At 70.8% G+C, this 22,610-nt stretch carries 21 protein-coding genes; 9 read left to right on the top strand and 12 right to left on the bottom strand.

The annotated features are described in order from the left end of the window. Window positions 1-58: 58 nt before the first annotated feature. Window positions 59-856, bottom strand: coding sequence for a methyltransferase (locus tag KCH87_RS24215; protein ID WP_210588321.1), 798 nt, complete (start codon window positions 854-856; stop codon window positions 59-61). A 73-nt stretch (window positions 857-929) separates the two neighbouring features. Here KCH87_RS24215 and KCH87_RS24210 point away from each other — a divergent pair, with 73 nt between their 5' ends. Further along, window positions 930-1,427, top strand: a complete 498-nt coding sequence (locus KCH87_RS24210; RefSeq protein WP_210588320.1) for a YbaK/EbsC family protein — start codon at window positions 930-932, stop codon at window positions 1,425-1,427. Between the two features lie 24 nt (window positions 1,428-1,451). Next, window positions 1,452-2,162, top strand: a complete 711-nt coding sequence (locus KCH87_RS24205) for a class I SAM-dependent methyltransferase (RefSeq protein WP_210588319.1) — start codon at window positions 1,452-1,454, stop codon at window positions 2,160-2,162. A gap of 69 nt (window positions 2,163-2,231) precedes the next feature. Here the strand turns inward: KCH87_RS24205 and KCH87_RS24200 are convergent, their stop codons facing one another. Next, complete coding sequence (locus tag KCH87_RS24200; RefSeq protein WP_210588318.1) at window positions 2,232-3,740, bottom strand: metallophosphoesterase family protein; 1,509 nt, start codon at window positions 3,738-3,740, stop codon at window positions 2,232-2,234. A 176-nt stretch (window positions 3,741-3,916) separates the two neighbouring features. On the opposite strand from KCH87_RS24200, the gene KCH87_RS24195 reads away from it, so the two are divergent. Both KCH87_RS24195 and KCH87_RS24190 read left to right on the top strand, forming a co-directional pair. Beyond that, window positions 3,917-4,192 (top strand): DUF1876 domain-containing protein, encoded by a 276-nt coding sequence (locus tag KCH87_RS24195; RefSeq protein WP_210588317.1) that lies wholly within the window; start codon window positions 3,917-3,919, stop codon window positions 4,190-4,192. Between the two features lie 120 nt (window positions 4,193-4,312). Continuing rightward, window positions 4,313-4,819, top strand: a complete 507-nt coding sequence (locus KCH87_RS24190) for an RICIN domain-containing protein (protein WP_210588316.1) — start codon at window positions 4,313-4,315, stop codon at window positions 4,817-4,819. Window positions 4,820-4,937: 118 nt separating this feature from the next. On the opposite strand, the gene KCH87_RS24185 is transcribed toward KCH87_RS24190, so the two are convergent. The 6 genes from KCH87_RS24185 to KCH87_RS24160 form a co-directional block, all read right to left on the bottom strand. Next, on the bottom strand, window positions 4,938-6,107 hold the full coding sequence (locus tag KCH87_RS24185; protein WP_210588315.1) for a serine hydrolase domain-containing protein: 1,170 nt from the start codon (window positions 6,105-6,107) through the stop codon (window positions 4,938-4,940). A 302-nt stretch (window positions 6,108-6,409) separates the two neighbouring features. Further along, window positions 6,410-6,892: an organic hydroperoxide resistance protein gene (locus KCH87_RS24180; protein ID WP_210588314.1), complete on the bottom strand. Its 483-nt coding sequence runs from the start codon at window positions 6,890-6,892 to the stop codon at window positions 6,410-6,412. 129 nt (window positions 6,893-7,021) lie between these two features. Next, on the bottom strand, window positions 7,022-7,483 hold the full coding sequence (locus tag KCH87_RS24175; RefSeq protein ID WP_210588313.1) for a MarR family winged helix-turn-helix transcriptional regulator: 462 nt from the start codon (window positions 7,481-7,483) through the stop codon (window positions 7,022-7,024). Window positions 7,484-7,529: 46 nt separating this feature from the next. Further along, entirely contained in the window at window positions 7,530-8,312 is a 783-nt protein-coding gene (locus tag KCH87_RS24170; RefSeq protein ID WP_210588312.1) for an energy-coupling factor ABC transporter ATP-binding protein, read from the bottom strand. Continuing rightward, a complete protein-coding gene (cbiQ, locus tag KCH87_RS24165; protein WP_210588311.1) occupies window positions 8,300-9,061 on the bottom strand; it encodes a cobalt ECF transporter T component CbiQ in 762 nt (253 codons plus the stop codon). Before cbiQ ends, KCH87_RS24170 begins: the two co-directional genes overlap by 13 nt. A 1-nt stretch (window position 9,062) precedes the next feature. Then, entirely contained in the window at window positions 9,063-10,109 is a 1,047-nt protein-coding gene (locus KCH87_RS24160; RefSeq protein ID WP_210588310.1) for an energy-coupling factor ABC transporter permease, read from the bottom strand. 187 nt (window positions 10,110-10,296) lie between these two features. Here KCH87_RS24160 and KCH87_RS24155 point away from each other — a divergent pair, with 187 nt between their 5' ends. Next, a complete protein-coding gene (locus KCH87_RS24155; RefSeq protein WP_210588309.1) occupies window positions 10,297-10,647 on the top strand; it encodes an SsgA family sporulation/cell division regulator in 351 nt (116 codons plus the stop codon). A gap of 99 nt (window positions 10,648-10,746) precedes the next feature. On the opposite strand, the gene KCH87_RS24150 is transcribed toward KCH87_RS24155, so the two are convergent. From KCH87_RS24150 to KCH87_RS24135, 4 genes are all read right to left on the bottom strand, one after another. Beyond that, window positions 10,747-12,426 carry a penicillin-binding transpeptidase domain-containing protein gene (locus tag KCH87_RS24150; RefSeq protein WP_210588308.1) on the bottom strand — a complete coding sequence of 560 codons (1,680 nt, stop codon included), beginning with the start codon at window positions 12,424-12,426 and terminating at the stop codon, window positions 10,747-10,749. Between the two features lie 111 nt (window positions 12,427-12,537). Then, window positions 12,538-14,169: a penicillin-binding transpeptidase domain-containing protein gene (locus KCH87_RS24145; protein ID WP_210588307.1), complete on the bottom strand. Its 1,632-nt coding sequence runs from the start codon at window positions 14,167-14,169 to the stop codon at window positions 12,538-12,540. 159 nt (window positions 14,170-14,328) lie between these two features. After that, the gene (locus KCH87_RS24140) at window positions 14,329-16,479 is read right to left on the bottom strand and encodes a LamG domain-containing protein (RefSeq protein WP_210588306.1); all 2,151 of its coding nucleotides are present in this window, start codon (window positions 16,477-16,479) and stop codon (window positions 14,329-14,331) included. Window positions 16,480-16,606: 127 nt separating this feature from the next. Next, complete coding sequence (locus KCH87_RS24135; RefSeq protein WP_210588305.1) at window positions 16,607-18,346, bottom strand: dolichyl-phosphate-mannose--protein mannosyltransferase; 1,740 nt, start codon at window positions 18,344-18,346, stop codon at window positions 16,607-16,609. A gap of 62 nt (window positions 18,347-18,408) precedes the next feature. On the opposite strand from KCH87_RS24135, the gene rsmI reads away from it, so the two are divergent. From rsmI to KCH87_RS24115, 4 genes are all read left to right on the top strand, one after another. After that, the gene (gene rsmI, locus KCH87_RS24130) at window positions 18,409-19,260 is read left to right on the top strand and encodes a 16S rRNA (cytidine(1402)-2'-O)-methyltransferase (RefSeq protein WP_210588304.1); all 852 of its coding nucleotides are present in this window, start codon (window positions 18,409-18,411) and stop codon (window positions 19,258-19,260) included. Window positions 19,261-19,523: 263 nt separating this feature from the next. Continuing rightward, complete coding sequence (locus tag KCH87_RS24125) at window positions 19,524-19,922, top strand: hypothetical protein (RefSeq protein WP_210588303.1); 399 nt, start codon at window positions 19,524-19,526, stop codon at window positions 19,920-19,922. A gap of 46 nt (window positions 19,923-19,968) precedes the next feature. After that, window positions 19,969-20,850: a TatD family hydrolase gene (locus tag KCH87_RS24120; protein ID WP_210588302.1), complete on the top strand. Its 882-nt coding sequence runs from the start codon at window positions 19,969-19,971 to the stop codon at window positions 20,848-20,850. Between the two features lie 145 nt (window positions 20,851-20,995). Continuing rightward, window positions 20,996-22,489 carry a ubiquitin-like domain-containing protein gene (locus KCH87_RS24115; protein ID WP_374199024.1) on the top strand — a complete coding sequence of 498 codons (1,494 nt, stop codon included), beginning with the start codon at window positions 20,996-20,998 and terminating at the stop codon, window positions 22,487-22,489. The last annotated feature ends 121 nt before the right edge of the window (window positions 22,490-22,610 follow it).

Below are 22,610 nucleotides of genomic sequence, written 5' to 3'. Positions count from 1 at the left end.
GGTGAGGGTTCCGTGGGGACGGGGCTACCCTCACCGGCTTCCTTTTGCCGCGGCTTCTTCATGTGCGCAACGGCCGCCGCCCCTGGCAACTGATCAGCGCGTACGAGTTCACGACGAACCCCGGGTCCTTCAACAGGGCGTAGAACCGGCCCAGTTCCTCATCGGTCACCCCTTGCTCGCGCAACCCCTCCGCGGCCTGCCGCATATTGACGCGGTGGAAGTCGATGCCCGCGCCGCCGCCCTGCCACGCCTCGGCGTAGGTCTGGGCCGTGAGTTCACCGAGCCCCGCACGGGCCATCGCGGCGAGGGTGCGGCGGCCCCAGACCGGGTCGGCGCCCGCCTTCTCCAGTTCGGCGAGCAGCGCTGACTGGACGCGCTGGAAGAGGGCGACGGCGGACTCGTCGGGCGCGGCAAGCACCGGCATCCAGGAACAGTCGAACTCGTCGAGGACCAGCCGGCCGCCGGGGCGCAGCGCATCGACGAGACGGTCGAGTACGGCGAGTCGCTCGGGGAGGTGCAGCAGCACCAGGCGGGCGTGGACGAGGTCGTAGTCGCCGCCCGGCAGCGGGTCGCGCACGATGTCGTGGCGCAGGAGGCGGAGGTTGGACGCGTGCGGGCGGCTCTCCGCCCAGCGGGGTTCGAGGTCCGTGACCGTCACCTCGCCGGCCGGGCCGACGCGCTCGGCGAGCCAGTCGCCGAGTGAGCCGCCGCCTCCGCCGACTTCGAGACAGCGCCAGCCGGGTGCCAGGCCGGTCGCCTCCAGCCGGCGGCGGGAGAAGGGGTCGTAGGTGGTCTCAAGGATGGAGAAGCGATCGGGCGTGCTGTCGTGCTTGTTGTCGAACAGGTATCGGGACATATCGCCATGATCGGGGAGCGTGGCGGCGTGACGGCAGGGCGCGCGGGGGACACACACCGCTAGCGTGCGGTTCATGACCACTTCTGAGTCCGGGGTCCACCCCCGTTTCGCCGAAGCCCTCGCCGAGCTGGGCCTCGATGACGTCACTCCCCGGGTCCGGCGTTTCCCGGACGCCACCCGTACCGCCGCCGAGGCCGCGGCCGCGGTCGGCTGTGAGCTCAGCCAGATCTGCAAGTCGCTCATCTTCGCGGCGGACGGCGTGCCGGTGCTGGTGCTGATGGACGGGGCGTCGCGGGTCGATCTGGAGCGCGTCCGGGAGGAACTCGGGGCCGAGAAGGTCACGCGGGCCAAGGCGGACGTCGTGCGGGAGGCCACCGGGTACGCCATCGGTGGCGTACCGCCCTTCGGGCACCGTACGAAGACCCGGGTGCTCGCCGACCGTTCCCTCCTCGACCACGACCTCGTGTGGGCCGCCGCCGGAACCCCGTACACCGTCTTCCCCATGGAGCCCAAGACCCTGGTCGCCCACGCGGGCGGCACCCTTGTGGACGTACGAGAACAGCCCGTGTGACGCCTCGTCGGCTACGTTCGGCGCATGGCCACCCTCTGGGAGCTCCTGAAGGACTGCATCCCCGATGACCACGCACGTCAGGTGACGTCCCGGTACTACCTCGACGAGGTGATGAGATCGCCGGGCCGGCCGGACCGGGTGGTCGACCTGGGGTGCGGGCGGGGCACCTCCGCGGCGCTCTTCAGGCGGTACGACCCGCAGCTGCGCTGGGTGGGTGTGGACATCCGTGACTCGCCCGAGGCCCGGCAGCGGACGCCCGGTGGTGATCCGGTGCTGTACTACGACGGCGTCCGCCTGCCCTTCAGCTCGGACCGCGTCCCCCTGATCTACTCCCACCAGGTCTTCGAGCATGTCTCGCACCCGCGGGAACTGCTCGCGGAGATCGGCAGGGTGCTGCGTCCGGGCGGGCTGTTCATCGGCAGCACCTCGCAGTTCGAGCCGTACCACTCCTACAGCCTGTGGAACTACACGCCGTACGGCTTCCGCGTGCTGGTCGAGGAGGCCGGGCTCGCCCTCCAGGAGATCCGGCCCTCGCTCGACGGCATCTCTCTGATCATGCGCTCCTACGACGACCGGGCACCGGAATACAGCCGCTACTGGAGCGAGGAGTCCCCCCTCAACACCGAGATCGACACCTGGGCCAAGAAGTCCCGCCGCCGCCCGGCCCTGGTAAACCTCCGCAAACTGACATATTGCGGCCAGTTCGCATTCCGGGTAACCAAAAGCGCCCCGTAGGGGCGCGGGGAACTGCGCGACAAGCCCCCACCGGCCCGCGGCCAAAGAACTACCCACCGCGCGGAGCGCTCACGCCCCCACCGCCTCGGTGGACACCCGCGGCCCCGGCAGGCCAACCCCGGACAAGTCGTGCGCCCGCACACTGTTGCGGTCGGCAGGCGAACGCCCCAGCGCATGGTGCGGCCACAACCCCCCGGCAACACGCCGACTCCGCTCGCTCCACTCCCGGGCCGAGTCGTCGCCGCACTTGTAGTAGTTGAGGGCGTAGCCGCCGGTATGGATACGGAGGAGGGAGAAGCCGCCCGGATAGTCCTTCGCCGCGCTGACCTCCTGCTGGGTCACATGCGGCGCGCGCATGAGGACCGTGCGCTTGTTGCGGTGGGTGTGACCCGCGTGGTGAAGGAAGACACCGGGCGAGTCGGCGTACGCGTCGACGATCGCGCGCGCCTGGCGCCGGTCGAGGCGCTGCCCGCGCCCCATCGGGAAGACCGAGTCCCGCACGGTCAGCGGGTGATGGCCGAAGACGAGCGTGGGCTGCTCCCGCTGCTCCCGCAGCCGTGCCCGGAACCACGACAGTTGCTCGTCCCCGAGCCCGCCCGCGTCCCCGCCGTTGCCCTGCTTCTCGTAGGTGTCGAGCCCGATCAGCCGCAGTCCGCCCAGGTCATGGGTGAGATAGCCGGTCCCCGTGCCGTTCAGGAACCCGTCGCTGAAGGTGTCCCCGGCGGGCCCGGAGCGGTCGTGGTTTCCGCGTACGACGAAGTAGTCCCGCCCATGGACGCCGAAACCGTCCAGGATCCGTCTCGCCTCGGCGAGGTCCAGCGGCGCCCCGCCCGCCGAGATGTCCCCGGCGGCCAGCAGCACGTCCGCCCCGCGCCGCCGCGCCTCCTCGACCAGGGCCCGGCCCATGATCTCCGGATACGGCGCGAGCCCCGGGTGCTGCGAGATGCCGCGCAGCATCGGCACCCCGGCCACCCGGCCGGCGGTGGTCTCACCGAGGTGCAGGTCGTTGCAGAGGGCGATCGACATCAGGTGGCTGCCGGGCGGGGGCTGCGGGGTGGTGAAGGAGTACGGTCCGCCGCGCGAGCCGATGCCGTGCAGATTGGTGCCGACCGCGTTGCCGCGGACGAGGTGCAGGGGCGTGGGTGTGGCGGCCGTACCGCGCGCACGGGCCTGGTAGTAGTACGTCTGGCCCGGTTCCAGGCCGGTGATCTCCACCTGGTGGTGTGCGGTCAGGCGTCCTTCGGAAGCGGTGCGGTTGAGGCGGCCGGGGTGCGTGCCGTAGACGACCTCGCCCTCGGTGACGGCGGGGAGCATATGGCCCCAGCCGTCGTCGGTGCCGGGGATGCCGGTGAACCAGGTGATGATCGCGCGGTCCTCGGTGAGGGTGACCAGTTCGAGGTGTACGGCGGACAGAGCGTCGGGGTGGGGGAGAACGGGGCGTGCGAAGAGTGCACGCTGGGCGCGCGTGAGGGCACCGCGGAACATCGCGGGCGCCAGAAGTGCGCCGGAGCGCATGACGTCGCAGGGGCTGGGGAGGGCGGCCAGCACCGCCAGGGGAGCGGAAAGGCAGCAGCGCATACTTCAGGTTGTGCCCTGTTGACGTTAACTGTGGCGGTTTTGGCGGGGGCAACCTTCCGTCCGGTGTGCGACATCCGTCACCTTCAGGGTCACATCGTGTCTACATGACGTGCTCATGGATGCGCCCGCACGCCCGAAGGAGCACTCTGGAAGCAGGTCTTCCGGAGGTGATCGTCATGATGCACACCACAGTGGGATGGCATGTCGAGCTGGAGTTCCAGGAGGACGAGACCCACACCCGGACGGTTGCGCTGGTGCGCTTGCCCGACGGCACCGAGGTACGGGCCCACGGGCACGCCAGCCGACACCACACCGACCCCAATCAGCCACGGGTCGGTGAGGAGATCGCCGCGGCACGCGCGCTCAACGAACTCGCCATGCAGCTGCTGACCAAGGCGCACGGCGAGATCGAAACGGCGTCGGGGCGCACCTCGCATCCGATCCACGTCTGACCATTCACGCCTGATCAGGGAGGTTCACCGGTCCGGGCGGGCTCACACGGCTGAGGGAAATCGGCCCGCCCGAGCGGGTCAGGGCGGGCCGGGGCGGCGACGGCGCGCCACGATCGCGGCATGACTGAGCGATCCATCAGCCGGCGCGGCGCGCTCGGCACCGTCGCGGCCCTGGGACTGACCGCCCTGCTCCCGGCCGCGAGCCCGGCACGCGCTGCCGCATCTCTCCGCAACGGGCTCTACACGATCTCCCGCTTCCAGCGCCAGCTCCTCACCCTCGACGAGGCCGAGGGCGCCGTCGTGATCCTGCCGCCCAACGCCGGCGGCGGCCAGGCGTGGGAGGTCGAGACCCTGGCCAACGGCCACACCACCATCCGCAACGTCAAGGAAGGCAGCTACCTCGGCTACGCGGTTTCCCGCGAGATCAACCAGCCGGTCATGGGGAACGCCGTACCGGTCCAGTGGTCCCTGCACGAGGCGGTGTACGGCTATCACGTCGTGGTCCCCGACACCGAGCTGGCCCTGGACACGAGCCCGCTGCTGATCCACCCGCCGCGCACCGACCTCACCGCCCTGCGGTCGCAGGACCCGGCGCAGATCTGGCAGTTCCGGGCGACCTCCCTGTGACGCCAGGGCTGCGCCCCAAAGGGGCGCGGGGCTGTGTTGATTTTGCGGCTACCGCCGCGTGGGCGCGACCAGCCCCCACCGGCCCGCGCCCGCGGCGAAGCCGCAAATCGATACAGCATCACCGCACTTCCAGCGGAGCGCTCCGCACCGCCCGCACCAGTGCCTGCGCCCTCGGATCCGCCGTCACGCTCTTGCGGAAGCCGTTCGTGACGTAGCCGAGGGCGATACCCGTCTCCGGGTCGGCGAGGCCGAGGGCGCCGCCGCGGCCGGGGTGACCGAAGGAGGTGGGGGTGAGCAGCGGTGAGGCGGCGCCGTGCAGCATGTAGCCGAGGCCGAAGCGGGTGCTGACGACGAGGGTGCGGTCGGGGCCCGCGGAACGCTCGGCGCGGGCCAGCTCCACCGTCTCCGGAGTGAACAGCCGTGTCCCGGCGTCCACTTCGCCGATCAGCGAGGCGTAGAAACGGGCCAGACCGTCGGCCGTCGCGATGCCGTTGGAAGCGGGCAGGACGGCGGCACGGTAGGCGGGGTCGTTCTCGTCCGGCTGCGGGGTGATCGCGCCGAAGGCCCGGCGGGTGAGGGAGTCCGGGTCGGCGTAGGCGTCCGACACGGCACGCTTGGGGCGGGTCTTCAGACCACCGGCCCGCTCCGGCGCCTCGACCTTGCCCACCCGTCCCACGCGCGGTATCTCGTCGTCCGGCAGCCCGATCCACAGGTCCGCCCCGACCGGTCCCGCGATCTCGTCCGCGACCCAGTCGCCGATCGACCGCCCGGTGACCCGCCGAACCAGCTCACCGGTCAGCCAGCTGTACGTCTGCGCGTGGTAGCCGTGGTCCGTCCCCGGCTCCCACACCGGCGCCTGCGCCGCGACCGCCTCCGCGCCGAGCACGGGGTCCGCGGCCTGCGCGGGCGTCAGCGGCCGGTCCAGCACCGGCACGCCCGCCCGGTGCGCGAGCAGCTGCCACACCAGCGTCCGCTCCTTGCCCGCCGCCTTGAACTCCGGCCAGTACTCGCCGACCGGCGCGTCCAGGTCCAGCTCCCCGCGCTGATGCAGCAGCAGGAGTACGGCGGCGGCGACGCCCTTCGTCGCCGAGCGCACGATCTGTGCGGTCCCGTGGACCCAGGGCTCGGCTCCGTCGACATCCTTGGTGCCGCCCCACAGGTCGACGACCTTGTGCCCGTCCCGGTAGACGGCGACGGCAGCGCCCCGGTCCCCGAGCACCTCGAAGTTGGCTGCGAAGGCTTCCCTGACCGGCTCGAAGCCCTCGGCCACCGCACCGTGCACGTCCACGCCCGTACTTCCCTCCGGATCACCTGCGACAGTGGGTGGAACACCCCTCTGAAGCCTGCGATTCCTTCGTTGCGTCAGGGCCTGTCCGGCGGATCAGGTCGCAGGAAATCGGCGGCGCCCTATAAGCGCTGGTGAGCGGGGGCGATGGGGGAGCGTCCAGCTGCAAGGCGGAGGAGGGAGTCGACGCGATGGGGGTCCCCCCGCGCGAGCGCATTCGAGCGTGGGGGAGTCGGCGACTGACGACAACGCCGCAGATGGGCGTGCCAGACCCCGCGTCTGCGGCATGATCCGCCGGACAGGCCCTAGCCCAGGAGGATCGTTACGTCGATGTTGCCGCGGGTGGCGTTGGAGTACGGGCACACCTCGTGGGCCGCGTCCACGAGCTTCGCCGCGATGTCCGCGTCGAGGACCGGGAGGGAGACGCTGAGGGCGACCGCGAGACCGTAGCCGCGCTGCTTGTTGGGGCCGAGGCCGACCTTCGCGGCGACCGTCGAGCCGCTCAGGTCGTAGCCCTCGCGTCTGCCGACCAGGACCAGCGCGCTGTGGAAGCAGGAGCTGTAGCCCGCCGCGAACAGCTGCTCGGGGTTGGTGCCGTTGCCGTCGCCGCCCAGCTCGGGGGGCATCGCGACCTTCAGCTCGATCTGGCCGTCCTGGCTGGTGACATAGCCGTCCCGGCCGCCGTGAGCGGTGGCCTCGGCGACGTAGACGATCTTCGTCGGACGGGTGTCGGGACGGGCGTCGGCGGGGCCGTCGGGACGGGTGTCGGCAGCGGTGCCGTCGATCATGGCAGGACCTCCCCCTGGTGGGACGGGGCAGCAGGCAACACGGGAGTGTGCAAGTGCATCGCGCACAAGGTACTCGCCAGTAATGGGCCGCGGTGGCATCAGGGGGTGGAAACCCGCGGTAACCGGAGCTCAGCGGGAGCGCTCGGCCGCGGCCTGCGCCCGTTGTGCGAGCTGCCACAACTCGCCGCGGAGCCGGTCGACGTCGGCGCCGCCGAGTTGGGTGGCCGCGCGCAGCGCGCCGGGCAGGCGCCCCGCGCGTTCCCTGAGTTCCTCGCCGCGCTCCGTGCAGGCGACGACCACCGAGCGCTCGTCATGGGCCGCGCGGTCCCGGCGCACCACCCCCGCGCTCTCCAGCCGCTTGAGCAGGGGCGACACCGTGCCGTAGTCGAGCCGCAGCGCCGCCGCCAGCTCCTTCACCGTGGTCTCGCCGCGCTCCCACAGCACCAGCAGCACCAGGTACTGCGGGTAGGTGAGCCCCAGTTCGTCGAGGAGCGGACGGTACGCGGCCGTCACCGCGCGCTGGGCGGCGTACAGCGCGAAGCACAGCTGCTCGTCCAGCAGCGGCGATCCGGCGTCCTCTTGGTTCGTCACGCGCCCATTGTCACGGACGACCGGGGACGGCCGTCACGGAAACGCGTCATGGACGGTTCGGGGCGGCCACGGAGCGTGGGTCGAAGCCGAACGGCAGCTCCAGGCGGTGCGCCCGCATCAGCTCCTCGTCGGCGAGCAGTTCGCCGGTCCTGCCGTCCGCCGCGATCACGCCCTCGCTGAGGATCAGCGAGCGCGGGCACAGCTCCAGGGCGTACGGCAGGTCGTGCGTGACCATGAGCACGGTCACGTCCAACGAGCGCAGGATGTCGGCCAGTTCACGGCGGGAGGCGGGGTCGAGGTTGGAGGAGGGCTCGTCGAGGACGAGGATCTCCGGCTCCATCGCGAGCACGGTCGCGACGGCCACCCGGCGCCGCTGGCCGAAGGAGAGGTGGTGCGGCGGCCGTTCCTTGAACTCCGCCATGCCGACCAGCTCCAGTGCGTGGTCGACGCGCGCCTCCAGCTCCGGCCCCTTCAGCCCGGCCGCCGCGGGCCCGAAGGCCACGTCCTCCCGCACGGTCGGCATGAAGAGCTGGTCGTCCGGATCCTGGAAGACGATGCCGACCCGCCGCCGGATCTCGGCCATGTGCTGCTTGCCGACGGGCAGCCCGGCGACCTTCACGGTGCCCGTGCCGCCGGTCAGGATGCCGTTGAGGTGCAGCACGAGCGTCGTCTTGCCGGCGCCGTTCGGCCCGAGCAGCGCGACCCGCTCGCCGCGTGCGACGGAGAAGTCCACGCCGAACAGGGCCTGGTGGCCGTCGGGATAGGCGAAGGCGAGGCCGGAGACCTCCAGGGAAGCCGGAGAATCGAGAGTAGCTGTCACAGCGTCCATCCCAGCAGACAGACCACGAGCGCGGCGAACGGGAGGGTGAGTGCGTACGACCACTGCGCCCGGTCCGCGGTCACCTCGTCGATCACCGGCATCGAGCCGGTGTACCCGCGGCTGATCATGGCCAGATGTACGCGCTCACCACGCTCGTAGGAGCGGATGAACAGCGCGCCCGCCGACTTCGCGAGCACGCTCCAGTGCCGGATCCCGCGCGCCTCGAAGCCCCGCGACTCGCGGGCGATCCGCATCCGCCGCATCTCGTCGGCGATGACATCGCCGTACCTGATCATGAAAGACGCGATCTGCACGAGCAGCGGCGGCAGCTTGAGCCGCTGCAACCCGAGCAGCAGCTCCCGCAGGTCGGTGGTGGCGGCGAGCAGCACGGACGCGGCGACGCCGAGGGTTCCCTTGGCGAGCACGTTCCAGGCGCCCCACAGTCCGTTGACGCTCAGCGAGAGGCCGAGCACGTCGACCCGCTCGCCCTCCGCGACGAACGGCATCAGTACCGCGAACGCGACGAACGGCACCTCGATCAGCAGCCGCTTCAGCAGAAACCCTGCGGGCACGCGCGCGAGGGACGCCACCGTCGCGAGCAGCACGGCGTACAGCCCGAACGCCCACATCGCCTCCCGGGGCGTCGACACGACGACGACCACGAAGGCGAGCACCGCGGCGAGCTTGGTGTGCGGCGGGAGGGCGTGCACGGGTGAGTGCGCGTGCCGGTAGAGCTTGTGCGCGTGTCCGGCTCCCATGTCAGACGCTCGTGCTCACGGGAGACGAATCGTCGCTCGTACGACGCCTGCGCACCGCCCAGAAGACGCCGGTGCCGGCGACCACCGTCACGCCCACGCCGATCACGCCCGCCAGCCCCCCGGACAGGCGGGCGTTCTCGACATCCTCGACGCCGTAGTCGGCGAGTGGCGAGTCCGCGACGTCGTGCTCCTCGACCTTCTGGTCGATGCCCTTGTCGGCGGCTACCTTCTCCAGACCGTCCGGGTCGGCGGACGCGTAGAAGCTGACGAATCCGGCCAGCACGAGGGAGGCGACCAGACCGCCGATCCACACCTTGCGGTGCGAGGTGCGCGCGGCCACGGCGACCTCGGGGGCGGGTGCGTCGACGAGTTCGCCGTTCACCCGCAGCCGCAGGGGCTGCCGCAGGTCACGCGCGCCGTAGACGAGATCCGGGCGTACGGCGATCACGGCGCCCACCGTCAGCGCGGTGATCGCGGCCTCGCCGATGCCGATCAGGATGTGCACGCCGACCATGGCGGTGGCCACCTTGCCGATGGAGACGTCGGTGGTGCCGCCGATCCAGTACAGGAACGTGAAGGCGGCGGCCGCGGCCGGAACCGAGACGAGGGCGGCGACGAAGGAGGCGGCGGTCACGGAGCCGCGGCTGCGCGGCAGGACCTTCACCAGGCCGCGGAAGAGGCCGTAGGCGACGACCGTCGTGACGACCGCCATGTCCGTGATGTTCACACCGAGCGCGGTCAGGCCGCCGTCCGCGAAGAGGATGCCCTGCATGAGCAGGACGACGGAGACACACAGGATGCCGGTATAGGGGCCGACGAGGATCGCGGCGAGCGCGCCGCCGAGGAGATGGCCGCTCGTTCCCGCCGCGACGGGGAAGTTCAGCATCTGCACCGCGAAGATGAACGCGGCCACCAGGCCGGCCAGCGGCGCGGTGCGCTCGTCGAGCTCGCGGCGCGCGCCGCGCAGGCTCACCGCGACGGCGGCAGCGGCGACGACTCCGGTCACGGCGGAGGTGGGGGCGTCTATGAATCCGTCAGGTACGTGCACCGTCTGATGATGTGGCTTGTTGCGACCCTCTTGCAAGAGCGAGTGGCTCGTACATCGGCTACGTGAGATTTACGACTGCTATATGAGATGCGCGACGTCAAGGGGCGTAATCCACAAAATATGGGACATTGGAGGGGAAGCGGATGCACAGCTTTCGCACAGGTTACGCAGCGTGAAGGGCCGTCCGATGTCTGCAGTCGAACAGTACGCACGAGCCCACATCGTCACGGACGCCCCCATCGAGGAGGGCGAGACGATTCCGGTCGTCCTGCGCTACGACCCCGAGGCCGACCCGCGTTCGGTGCGGGTGGGCCTGCCCGGCGGGTTGCATGAGTGGACGTTCTCGCGGGCCCTGTTGGAACAGGGGTTGCGGGCGCCGGCCGGCACCGGTGACGTACGGGTGTGGCCGTGCGGCCGGGTGCAGGCCGTTGTCGAGTTGCACTCGGCAACGGGGGTTTCGGTGGTGCAGTTCGAGACGAAGGCGTTGATGCGGTTCTTGAGGCGGACGTATCTGGCGGGGACGCCGGTCGTCCACTGAGCGCTGCGCGGCGGCATGTTGTCAGCTGCGGGTCCGTTGTGGCTGGTCGCGCAGTTCCCCGCGCCCCTTACGGGGCGCTCCCGCTCGGGGCGTTTCTGGTTAGCCGCCCATCTTCAGCAGTGCCGCGACGATTGGCCCAGCCGTTTCGCCGCCGTGGCCGCCTGATTGGACGACTCCTGCGGCGGCGAGGTCGTCGCGGTACGCGGTGAACCAGCCGTTGGGCTTCTTTTGGCCGTCTACCTCCGCGGAGCCGGTCTTTGCGCCGACGTCGCCGGTGACGCCCGACATCGCCTCCGCCGCCGTACCGTAGGCCGCCGTGTACGCCATCAGTTCGCGCAGTTGGGACAGGGTGGACGCGGACATGGTGCGCGACGCGGTGGCGAGGGTGCGGTCGTCGACGTCCGGGGAGACCAGGTACGGCTGGTGGAAGACGCCCGTCTTGACGGTCGCGGACACCGACGCCATGTTCAGCGGGTTCATGCGGACCGCGCCCTGGCCGATCAGCGAGGCCGCCATCTGGGCGTCCGACTGCACGGGCACCGAGCCGTCCATGGAGGGCACGCCGATCGCCCAGTTGTCCATCGACAGGCCGAAGACCTGCTGCGCCTGCTTGGTCAGGTCGTCGTCGGACAGCTTCGGGGCCTGGCTGATGAAGGCCGTGTTGCAGGAGCGGGCGAAGCTCGCCTTGAAGGTGCCGCCCTTGATCTGGAACTTGTCGTCGTTCTGGAACTTCCAGCCGCCGTACGTGAAGAACTTCGGGCACGGATGCGCCTTCTCAGGCGAGGCGAGGCCCTTCTCGATCAGCAGCGACGCGGTGATGACCTTCATCGTGGAGCCGGGAGCGAGGGAGCCCTGGAAGGCCGTGTTGAAGCCGCGCGAGGCATTGGCGGCCGCGAGGATCTCGCCGGTCGACGGGCGCAGGAGGACGACGGACGACTTCGCCTTCTTGGCCACCTGAGCCTCGGCGGCGGCCTGGAGGGTCGGGTCCAGGGTCGTCTTGACCGTGCCCGGTGTGCCCTTGCTGAGTTCGAGGACCGTCTCGTCGGAGACTTCCTTGGCCTGGGAGGCCTTGCCGCGGATCACCCGCAGCTCGATGCCCGCCTTGCCGCCCGCCGTCTTGCCGTACTTCTCGCGCAGCCCGTCCAGCACCGTGCCCACCGACGGGTACTTGTCAGTGGTGATCTCCCCGCCGTCCCGGTCCAGCGCCTTGACCGGCGGGGTGCCGGACTCGCCGGTGACGAGGGTGTCGCCGTCCGCGAGGTCCGGGTGGACGACGGCGGAGTGCCAGTCGACGTACGGCTTGCCGTCCTTGGCGTTGCGGACGACGGTGAGTGAACTGTCGTACGTCAGCGGCTTGCTGGTGCCCTTGTACGACACCGTCGCCTTGACGGAGAAGGGCACCTTGTCGCCCGTGCGGGTGCCCGTGGTGAGGGTGACGCCCTTGATGTGGGCGTTCTTGGTGTAGCCGGTGAGCAGGGTGGTGGCCGCCGTGGTGTCGTTCGTGGCGGCGGCCGCCGTGGTCACCTTGCCCTGCTGCCAGGACGTGAGGAAGGTGCGGGCCGTCGTGGTGACCTCGGTCGCCGACAGCGGGCCCGTCTTGACCGCCTTCTCCTTGGCGCTCGCCGCCGTCGGGGACGTCCGGTCGTCGGCCGCGGCCCCGGCGCCGTACAGCGCGTAGACGCCTACTCCGGCGCCGATGACGACCACGGCGATCGTCCCGCCGATGACGGCGGGGTTCTTCGTGTTCCGTCGCTCGGCGACGCGCCTTCTGTTACCCACAGTTCCTGAATCCTCCGCGAATCCCCAGGGTCCCCGTTGCCCTCATGCACCTCATCAACGACGGCAACCACCCTAGAGTCCCGTCCTGTGGGGGTGAGTTCCTCCGCCCGTTCAGCCGCCGGTCCGTAGCACAGCTGCGACAATCGGCCCGGCCGCGTCACCGCCGTGCCCGCCCTCCTCGGTCATGGCCGCGGCGGCGATGTCGTTGCGGTAACCGGTGAACCAGCTGTTGGACGTGGTCTGCCCGTCCACCTCGGCGGAGCCGGTCTTCGCTCCCACGCTGCCGGCCAGCCCGGACATCGCGGCGGCCGCGGTACCGCTGGTCGCGGTGCGGTTCATCATGGCGCGCAGCTGGCCGACGGTGTCCGCGGACAGGCCACGCGCGCGTGCCGGTTCACGGTCGTCGAGGCTCAGCGGCACGATGACCGGCTGCTTGAAGGCGCCCGTCATCGCGGTCGCCGTGACCGACGCCATGTTCAGCGGGTTCATCTGGACCTGGCCCTGGCCGATCATGTTGGCCGCGGTGTCCGGGCCGCCGGAGGCCGGGACACCGCCGTCGAAGGACGGGATGCCGGTCTGCCAGTTGTCCTTGCCGAGCCCGAACCGGTCCTGGGCCTCCTTGGTGAGGGAGTCCACCTTCACCGCGTCCGCGAACTTCACGAACGCCGTGTTGCAGGAGCGGGCGAAGCTCTCGGAGAGGGTCGCGTTCTCGTTCGGGGCCATGCCCTTGAGGTTGTGGAAGGTCTGGCTCTGCCAGACCGCGTCGGGCGTGCAGGGGGCCGGGCCGTTCATCTCGGTGATCCCGTTGTCGATGAGCGTGGCCGCGGTGAGGATCTTCATCGTGGAGCCGGGTGCCTGCTTGCCGAGGAAGGCCGCGTTGAAGCCGTCCTTGCGGTTGTTGGCCACCGCGAGCACCTCGCCGGTGCTGGGCTGGACGGCGACCACCGACGACTCGTCGTAGCTCTTCACCGCCTTCTCGGCCGCGGCCTGCGCGCTCGTGCTGAGCGTCGTGGGCAGCCTGCCCGGCTTGCCCTCCGCGAGGGTCAGGAGCGAGGTGTCGGCGGACTCGGCGGCCTCGTGCCGGATCGCCAGCTCGACGCCGGGCGTACCGCCTGCCTTCTCGCCGTACGTGCCGCGCAGTTCGTCCAGGATCGGGCCGAGGGAGGGGTACTTGTCCTCCGTCAGCACGGCCCCGTCGCGGTCCACGGCCTCGATCGGCGGGCTCGCGGCCTCACCCGTGACGAGCGTGTCGCCCCGCTGGAGTTCGGGGTGGACGACGGACGGCTGCCAGTCGACCAGCGCCTTCCCGGTGGTCTTCCCGCGCACCACGGTCAGCGTGCTCTTGTACGTCAGGGGCTTGGACCTCCCCTCGTACGACACCGTCGCCTTCACCGTGAACGGCACCGTCGCGCCGGTCCCCGCACCGGGCGTGATCCTGACGCCGGTGATGTGCGCGGCCTGGCCGTAGGCGGTGAACAGCGCCCCGGCCACGCCCTCGTTGTTGGTGTACGACGCCGCCGTCGCCGCCTGCCCCTTCTCCCAGGCCGCGAAGAACTTCGCCGTCGTCTCCTTGACCTCCGCGCTGCTCGGCGGCCCGGTCTTCACGGCCTCCGGCCTGCTCGACCCCGCCGTGCCCCCGTCACCGTTCAGCGCGGACACGACGTTGAACGCGCCGTACCCGGCCCCTCCCACCATCACGGCGAACACCCCGCCGATGACAGTGACCTTGACCCCCTTGCGCATGACGCGCTCCCTCCCCGTTCCAGTGCGAGCACTGTAAGTGGCTGGGGAGGGAGCTGTGAGGGGAGTTTCCGTATGTTGTCCGAACGGAGATCAGCCGACTGAATCAGACCCCGCTATCCAGCCACATACGTGAACGCCACTTATGGTGTTCCGGGTGCTTCAGCCGCACAGGCAGGGGTCGGTCTCGCTCCCGAGGCCGATGATGTCGTCGTCATCCAGAGCGCCCGCGTACGCCTGGATCTCGTCGACGTCGCCCTTCAGGTACTCGCCCCAGCCGTCGGCCGTACCGCCACGCCCCACCTGGAGCGGGCCGGTGCTCGTCCAGCCGTTGCTGAGGTGGGCGGTGGCCCCGGCGTTCGTGTAGCCGTCGGCGTAGAGCTTGACCGTGTCGGTCGCGTCGTCGTAGACGACGGCCAGCCGCGTGCCCTGGCCGCTGCCGCCGGTCGGCGTCGTGACCTGCGAGACGACCGTCTCGGGTGCGCCCGCCTCGTCCCGCTCCGGCATGATCAGCTGCCAGGCGTGCGTCGACGGGTCGTAGCGGAGCCTGAACGCGTCGGTGTGGTCACCGGCCTGCGAGAGGACCGTCATCGGCCGGGTGGCGTCGGCGTCCTGAATGCTGGCGACGACTCCGAGGGTGAAGCTGTCACCGGTGTCCACCACGGGGGCGTCGAGGACCGCGTGACCGCTCTCGCCGTCCAGCGCCAGGTGCCCCTCGCCGACCAGCGGGTACGGCTTCCACGGGCAGTCGGGGTCGATGTCGGGGAGGCAGGAGTTGTCCGGACCCCGGTAGATCGACGCGCCCGTCCCGAGCCGCAGCGGCGAACCGCCGTTGTTCTCGGGCGTGCTGCCGTCGGCGGCCGTGCTGAACGACCAGTGGCCGAGCAGGTCCGGCTTGCGGCCGGCGAGCTCGGTCACCTCCTGTGGGACGACGAGACGGTCGTACGCCCGGACGTCGCCGATATCGCCGTGCCAGCGCTGCCGGTAGCCGTTCGTGCCGCGGATCCGGCCTATCTGGAACGCGCCGTCCGCCGTGACCGGGGCGGCCTCGGCCTCGGTGCCGACCTCGTGGCCGTTGACGAAGAGTTGGGCGTGCCCGGTCTCGGTGTCGTAGACGCCCAGCAGGTAGGCCCACTCACCGGCCTCCGGAGTGCCGCCGGCGACCTTCGCGCCGCCGAGAGCGAAGGTCCAGGCGGCGGTCGCGTGCTCAGGGGCGTCCAGGCCGAGGGCGTAGGCCGTGCCGGACGCGGTGTCCTGGCTCAGTACGGTCATGGCGCGGCCGGTCTCCGCCGGGCGCACCCAGGCGCCGACGGCAAAGGTCCTGCCGCTGTCGACGGCCGGGGCGTCCGTGGTGAGGAAGCCGTGGCCGCTGCCGTCGAGGGTGGCCGTGGAGGTGAGCGGGGTGCCCGGGGGCACAGGGCCGCCGAAGGTCACGCCGCGTCCCGCCCGGGCCGCCTGGCCCGCCTCGGCAGCCGCCGTGGTGGAGCCGGCCGCGTCGGCGAGCTTCCAGCGCGAGACCGGCTCGCTCGCTGCCTTCGGGTAGAACGTGTAGTCGGTGCGCCCGCTCATCCGGCCGGAGCGGTCACGGGCCTGGACGCTGAGCCGCTGCGGGGCGTTGCTCAGCGGGACGAAGCGGATCGTGGCCGGTCCGCCGAGCTCGGAGGGGCGCACGGTGCCGTACGGGCCGCCGATGAAGCCGTACTGGTACTCGTCGACGTCCGGCGAGGGGGAGTCCATGGTGAAGCTGCCGTAGACGCCGACCCCGCCGACCCACCATGTCTCCGCGGGGTACTCCGGCGAGCTCACCACGGGAGCGGCCGGGCTTTGGTCGTCGTAGACGAACCGGCATGCGGCGCCGGGTGCCTCGGAACTCCAGGCGGAGTCGACCGTGCCGTCGTTGGCGCGGACGTGCCAGGAGATGACCGTGTCGGCCGGAATGTCGTCCGGGACGGCGATGCGGTGGATCCGGTCCGGGTAGGCCGGGCCGGTGGTGAAGGAGCGGCGCTGCTCGGCGCCGTTCGCGTCCGACCACCAGATCTCGAACTCGGCGGAGAGCTGCTCCGGGTTACCGACGCGGTCGTCCTCGACCGGATCGGTCAGCCGGGCGGTGAGGACCGGAGGACGTCCGACGTAGGCCGGCGTGTCACCTGTCGCGCAGTCCTTGAACTCGGTCTGGAGGTCCTGGACGACGGGCGGCAGGTTCTCCGTCTCCGCCGCGTACGCGGTGCCCGGTGCGGCCGCCCCCAAGACCGCCGCGAGGCAACTGCCCACCAGCAGGCCTCGCGTCCTGAATCTTCGTGATCTTCCTGACATGGACGAATACCCCTCCCCTGGATGAATGCTCGATCGTCGGACGGCCGAGCGGGAGGAGGCTAACAGCGGCCACCGACATTGCCGGTACGGTTTTCTGACGGGCCGTCGGAGCAGGTGGGCTGCCCGGCTACACCCAGGTGTCCAACCACATCCGCGACCGCCAGTCGTCGATCGGGATCGCCGTGCCGGTGTACAGCGGCCAGAAGTAGATGAAGTTCCAGGTGATCAGCAGCACCAGCACGCCCGCGCCCGTCGCGCCCGCCACGCGGCGGGTGTCGCTGGAGCCCGGTGGGCCGATGATCGCGCCGAGCAGCATCGCGACGGCCAGGCACAGGAACGGCAGGAAGACGACCGCGTAGAAGAAGAAGATCGTGCGCTCCTGGTACATGAACCAGGGGAGATAGCCGGCCGCGATACCGCAGGCGATCGCGCCCGCACGCCAGTCGCGGCGGAAGAACCAGCGCCACAGCACGTACAGGAGCGCGAAGGCGGCCACCCACCACAGCAGCGGCGTGCCGAGCGCCAGCACCTCGCGCGCGCACTTCTCGCCCGCGTCGACCGGGCAGCCGTCCTTGCCGGGCGAGGGGGACTCGTAGAAGTACGACACCGGGCGGCCGTCGACGATCCAGCTCCACGGGTTCGACTGGTACGTGTGCGGCGAGGAGAGGCCCACATGGAACTCGTAGACCTGGTGCTCGTAGTGCCACAGGCTGCGCACCCAGTCCGGGAGCCAGGACCAGTCGCTGTTCTTGCCGTCGGTCGCGGCCCAGTTGCGGTAGTAGCCGCCGGTGCCGTCCGCCGGGGAGAGGATCCAGCCGATCCAGGAGGCGATGTACGTGACCACGGCGACCGGCACCGTCGACAGGAACGTCCAGCCCAGGTCGCGCCGGAGCACCGCCTGGTACGGGTGGCGGGCGCCGGCGACCTTGCGGGAGCCGGCGTCCCACAGCACGGCCAGCACGCAGAAGGCCGCGAGGATGTAGAGGCCGTTCCACTTCGTGCCGATGGCCAGACCCAGCATCAGCCCGGCCAGCAGTCGCCAGGGGCGCAGGCCGAACTTCGTGTTCTCGGCCGTGTACGCGTCCGGGCGGACCCGGCCGTCGGCGTCGGCGGGCAGCGCGGCGGCGAGTTTCTCGCGCGCCTTGTCGCGGTCGACGACCAGGCAGCCGAAGGCCGCGAGCACGAAGAACATCAGCACGCCGTCGAGCAGCGCGGTGCGGCTCATCACGTAGTGCAGTCCGTCCACCGCCATCAGCGCGCCCGCGAGACAGCCGAGGAAGGTCGAACGGAAGATCCGGCGGCCGATCCGGCACAGCATCAGCACGGAGAGCGTGCCGAGCAGCGCCGTCATGAACCGCCAGCCGAACGGATCGAACCCGAACATCAGCTCGCCCAGCCCGATGACGTACTTGCCCACCGGCGGGTGCACGACGTACGACGCGTCCGTCGGAATCGGCACGTTCCCGTTCGAGGACAGGATCAGGTCGTTGACGTTCTTGTCCCAGTTGACCTCGAACCCGCGGTGAACCAGCGCCCACGCGTCCTTGGCGTAGTACGTCTCGTCGAATATCACCGCCTTCGGGTTGCCCAGGTTCCAGAACCGGATCACGCCCGCGAACAGCGTCACCAGCAGCGGACCGCCCCAGCCCGACCAGCGGATCAGCCGCTCGACCAGCGCCTGCGGCAGTCCGATGGCCGCCCACAGACGCGGGCTGGGCCGGGTGTACGGCGGCACCAGGCGGCCCTGCACATCGGTTCTGGGCCCTGCCGAATAGCCGAAACGGCGCAGCCGCTGCTGCCACGACGGCCGCTGGTCGTGGAGGGCCTGGCCCTGCCGGGTGTCCGTGGAGGACGCGGTACTGGTCACCGCGCCATCGTAGGGAACCCTTCTGTGGGAGTCCCGCGCATGGGGGCTGCGAGGATAGAAACGTGACAGTTGAGCCCGGAACCCTGGTCCTTGCCGGTACCCCCATCGGCGACATCGCGGACGCCCCGCCCCGGCTCGCCGAGGAGCTGGCGGGCGCCGATGTCGTCGCCGCCGAGGACACCCGGCGGCTACGGCGGCTCACCCAGGCGCTCGGTGTGACGCCCAAGGGGCGCGTGGTGTCGTACTTCGAGGGCAACGAGACCGCCCGCACGCCCGAGCTGGTCCAGGAACTCCTGGGCGGCGCGCGTGTGCTGCTCGTCACGGACGCGGGGATGCCGTCGGTGTCCGACCCCGGGTACCGGCTGGTGGCCGCGGCCGTCGAGCAGGACATCCGGGTGACCGCGGTGCCGGGGCCGTCGGCCGTGCTGACCGCCCTCGCGCTGTCCGGGCTGCCCGTCGACCGGTTCTGCTTCGAGGGGTTCCTGCCGCGCAAGGCGGGGGAGCGGCTGTCGCGGCTGCGGGAGGTCGTGGAGGAGCAGCGGACGCTGGTGTATTTCGAGTCCACGCACCGGATCGACGAAACGCTCGTCGCGATGGCCTCGGTGTTCGGCGAGGAGCGGCGGGCCGCCGTGTGCCGGGAACTGACGAAGACGTACGAAGAGGTACGGCGGGGTGGGCTCGGGGAGCTGGCCGCGTGGGCGGCGGAGGGGGTGCGCGGCGAGATCACGGTCGTCGTCGAGGGGGCGCCCGCGAAGGGGGCGGGGGAACTCGACGCGGAGGAGTTGGTGCGGCGCGTGCGGGTGCGCGAGGAGGCGGGGGAGCTTCGCAAGGAGGCGATTGCTGCGGTCGCCGTGGAGGCGGGTGTGCCCAAGCGGCAGGTTTTTGATGCGGTTGTTGCTGCGAAGCGCCGTTGATGGCTTGTCGTCGTCGCGGGCTGCGGGCCGGTGGGGGCTTGTCGCGCAGTTCCCCGCGCCCCTGACGGGGCGCTTTGCGCCCCATACGCCGGTAAAGGGCTGTTGGTAAAGGCAAAGCACAGACCCCGTGTTCGGGCCCCTTCCACAAGGGATCGCCAAAATGCCTCCAACACTCGACAGGACTGCAGCGCTCATGCCGGTGGAGGAGTCCACTGGTCGAAGGGACGCAATCCGTCCCCGTCCAGCGGACCAGAGGAGCTGGCATGAGTGAGATCGCAGGGCAGACCGGCCTCCGCAATGGTGCGACAGCCGTCGTGAACGAGTCGTATTCCTTCGCCTGCATGCGCTGCGGGCACGGCTGGGAGCAGTCGTACGAGATAGAGCACCACAAGGACGCCGAGGACCGTGAGTTCGTCCTGTATGTGGCGGACGGGCGGGTGGTGCCGTCCCCGCTGAGCCGGCCCACCTGTCAGAACTGCGACAACCATGTCGTACGGATCATGCGGGCGGGACAGGTGTCGTCGGTGCGGGAGGCCGCGCATCAGCCGCGTCCGCTGCCGAGTCAGGCGGAGCCGGTCGATTTGCCGGAGCCCGCCGCCCGGGAACCCCACCACTGGCACCTCTCCGATCTGCTGCACGTGTTCCACCGCAAGGCGAGCTGACCCGGTCGCCCGCTGGGGAGGCATGCCCCTTTCGTAGGATCGGGGCATGCCTTCGAACGCGTCCGACAAGAACCCCGCACCGCCGCTGCCCGAGCCGCTCCGGGTGCCCGTCGCCGACTCGCACACCCACCTCGACATGCAGTCCGGCACGGTGGAGGAGGCGCTGGCGAAGGCCGCGGCGGTCGGCGTGACGACGGTCGTGCAGGTCGGATGTGACGTACGCGGCTCGCGGTGGGCGGCGGACACGGCGGCGGCGCACGACGCCGTCCACGCGGCCGTCGCCCTGCACCCCAACGAAGCCCCCCGCATCGTCCACGGCGACCCCGACGGATGGTCCCGGCAGGGGGCGCGCGAGCCGGGCGGCGACGCGGGGCTCGACGAGGCGCTCGCCGAGATCGACCGGCTGGCCGCGCTGCCCCATGTGAAGGCAGTCGGCGAGACGGGACTCGACTACTTCCGGACCGGGCCCGAGGGCAAGGCGGCACAGGAGCGGTCCTTCCGCGCGCATGTGGAGATGGCCAAGCGGCACGGCAAGGCGCTGGTCATCCACGACCGCGACGCCCATGCGGACGTGCTGCGCGTGCTGAAGGAGGAGGGGGCGCCCGAGCGGACGGTGTTCCACTGCTACTCGGGCGACGCGGAGATGGCGGAGATCTGCGCTCGCGCCGGCTACTACATGTCCTTCGCCGGGAACGTCACCTTCAAGAACGCCCAGAATCTGCGCGACGCCGTCGCCGTGGCCCCGCTGGAGCTGGTCCTCGTGGAGACCGACGCGCCCTTCCTGACACCGATGCCGTACCGCGGACGGCCCAACGCCCCCTATCTCATTCCGATCACGGTGCGCGCCATGGCCGCCGTGCGGGGGATCGACGAGGACGCGCTGGCGGCGGCCCTCGGCGCGAACACGGCGCGTGCCTTCGGGTACTGACGGATAACCGTCCGATAACGCCCACTTCGGTACATTCTCCACCCTGTCACCACTCTGAGTAATCACGTCGCTTTGTTGAGTGACCATCGCTCCGCTAGGTTCTGGGCCCGATCCGGACCCCTCTGGCCTTCTGGAGCGTGTCGGCGTGAGCAACTCGCAGTACGCGCGGAATTCGCAGTACGCGCAGAACGTGCAGGACTCGCAGTACGCGTGGGAGTCGTCGTACGGAGTGGACGTGCCGTACGAGGCGTACGGGCCGTACGTGTCCGGGGTGGGACCGGCGTACGACGCGTCGAGCGGTGCCTTCGATCCGTACAGCGCCGAGACGTTGGCGTATGGCGTGGGGCTGGCGCCCGACGGGGTGCCGGGGGAGACCGCCTGGGCGTACGGGGACACCTACGCGCCGGCCTACGAGGTGCTGGAGCCGGTGCTGCCGCGGCAGGCGGGGAGTGCGGCCGATGACGACGAGGCGCCCGCTCCCGTCACGCGCGCCGCGGGAAGCCGGCGGGCCACGCGTCGGCGCAAGCCGCGGTACACCGAGCGCGCGGACGGCTCCATGCGCCGGCTGCTGCCGCAGGCGCTGGTCGTCGCGTTCCTCGCGGGCGGCACCTCCGCGTTCGTCGCCAAGGACAAGGCGATCGAGCTGAGCGTCGACGGGCAGCCGCGCACGCTGCACACCTTCGCGGACGACGTGACCGAACTGCTTGCGGAGGAGGGCGTGGAGATGGGGGCGCACGACGTAGTGGCGCCCGCCCCCGGTGCGGCGCTCGCCAGCGGTGACGAGGTCGAGGTGCAGTACGGGCGACCCCTCCGGCTCACCCTCGACGGTCAGCGGCACGAGGTGTGGACGACGGCGCGCACGGTGAAAGCGGCGCTCAAGCAGCTGGGGGTGCGGGCGGAGGGCGCCTACGTGTCCACTTCGCGCCTGCGGACCATCGGGCGTGAGGGGCTCGCGCTGGATGTGCGCACCGAACGCTCCGTGACGGTGATGGCGGACGGGCGGGCGCGGACCGTTCGCACGAACGCGGCGACCGTGGGCGAGGTCGTCGAGGAGGCCGGTGTCAGCCTGCGGGGGCAGGACACCACGTCCGTCGCGCCGGGGAGTTTCCCGCGGGACGGGCAGACCGTCTCCGTCCTGCGGATCACCCGGACCAAGGAGGTGCGGGACGAGGCGATTCCGGTTGAGATCCGGCGGGTGGAGGATCCCTCGCTGTTCGAGGGGACGGAGGTCGTCGACCGGGCCGGACAGGCGGGGCTGCGGCGGATCACATATGTGCTGCGGACCGTCAACGGGGTCAAGCAGAAGCCGCGGCGGGTGAAGGACGAGGTGGTGCGGGAGGCGCGGGACCGGGTGGTGAAGGTGGGGACGAAGCCGATGCCCACCTCCGTGCAGGGGGCGGACGGCCTGAACTGGCAGGGGCTGGCGGCCTGTGAGTCCGGGGGGCGGGCGAGCGCGGTCGATCCTTCGGGGACGTACGGAGGGCTGTATCAGGTCGATACGCAGACGTGGCGGAGCCTTGGGGGCAGTGGGCGGCCGCAGGATGCGTCGGCGGCGGAACAGACGCAGCGGGCGAAGAGGCTGTATGTGCGGCGGGGGGCGAGTCCGTGGCCGCACTGTGGGTCACGGCTGCACAGGTGAGCGGTCGCGGGGCGCAGCACCGCGCCCCTGAAGGGGCGCGGGGAACTGCGCGACCAGCCCCCACCGGCCCGCAGAATGCACACCCTCCGCAGACGCCCCGAATGCCCGCGGCCCGCGACCC

Source organism: Streptomyces sp. GESEQ-35 (genome assembly GCF_017948485.1).
GTDB lineage: Bacteria > Actinomycetota > Actinomycetes > Streptomycetales > Streptomycetaceae > Streptomyces.
The sequence above is the reverse complement of the archived record's forward strand: the minus strand, read 5'-3'. Positions and strand labels throughout refer to the sequence as shown.

What these genes read in the sequence shown, in the direction of transcription:
- KCH87_RS24215 (WP_210588321.1), bottom strand. Translation starts at nt 856, where the DNA reads ATGTCCCGATACCTGTTCGACAACAAGCACGACAGCACGCCCGATCGC.
- KCH87_RS24210 (WP_210588320.1), top strand. Translation starts at nt 930, where the DNA reads ATGACCACTTCTGAGTCCGGGGTCCACCCCCGTTTCGCCGAAGCCCTC.
- KCH87_RS24205 (WP_210588319.1), top strand. Translation starts at nt 1,452, where the DNA reads ATGGCCACCCTCTGGGAGCTCCTGAAGGACTGCATCCCCGATGACCAC.
- KCH87_RS24200 (WP_210588318.1), bottom strand. Translation starts at nt 3,740, where the DNA reads ATGCGCTGCTGCCTTTCCGCTCCCCTGGCGGTGCTGGCCGCCCTCCCC.
- KCH87_RS24195 (WP_210588317.1), top strand. Translation starts at nt 3,917, where the DNA reads ATGATGCACACCACAGTGGGATGGCATGTCGAGCTGGAGTTCCAGGAG.
- KCH87_RS24190 (WP_210588316.1), top strand. Translation starts at nt 4,313, where the DNA reads ATGACTGAGCGATCCATCAGCCGGCGCGGCGCGCTCGGCACCGTCGCG.
- KCH87_RS24180 (WP_210588314.1), bottom strand. Translation starts at nt 6,892, where the DNA reads ATGATCGACGGCACCGCTGCCGACACCCGTCCCGACGGCCCCGCCGAC.
- KCH87_RS24170 (WP_210588312.1), bottom strand. Translation starts at nt 8,312, where the DNA reads ATGGACGCTGTGACAGCTACTCTCGATTCTCCGGCTTCCCTGGAGGTC.
- cbiQ (WP_210588311.1), bottom strand. Translation starts at nt 9,061, where the DNA reads ATGGGAGCCGGACACGCGCACAAGCTCTACCGGCACGCGCACTCACCC.
- KCH87_RS24155 (WP_210588309.1), top strand. Translation starts at nt 10,297, where the DNA reads ATGTCTGCAGTCGAACAGTACGCACGAGCCCACATCGTCACGGACGCC.
- KCH87_RS24145 (WP_210588307.1), bottom strand. Translation starts at nt 14,169, where the DNA reads ATGCGCAAGGGGGTCAAGGTCACTGTCATCGGCGGGGTGTTCGCCGTG.
- KCH87_RS24140 (WP_210588306.1), bottom strand. Translation starts at nt 16,479, where the DNA reads ATGTCAGGAAGATCACGAAGATTCAGGACGCGAGGCCTGCTGGTGGGC.
- KCH87_RS24125 (WP_210588303.1), top strand. Translation starts at nt 19,524, where the DNA reads ATGAGTGAGATCGCAGGGCAGACCGGCCTCCGCAATGGTGCGACAGCC.
- KCH87_RS24120 (WP_210588302.1), top strand. Translation starts at nt 19,969, where the DNA reads ATGCCTTCGAACGCGTCCGACAAGAACCCCGCACCGCCGCTGCCCGAG.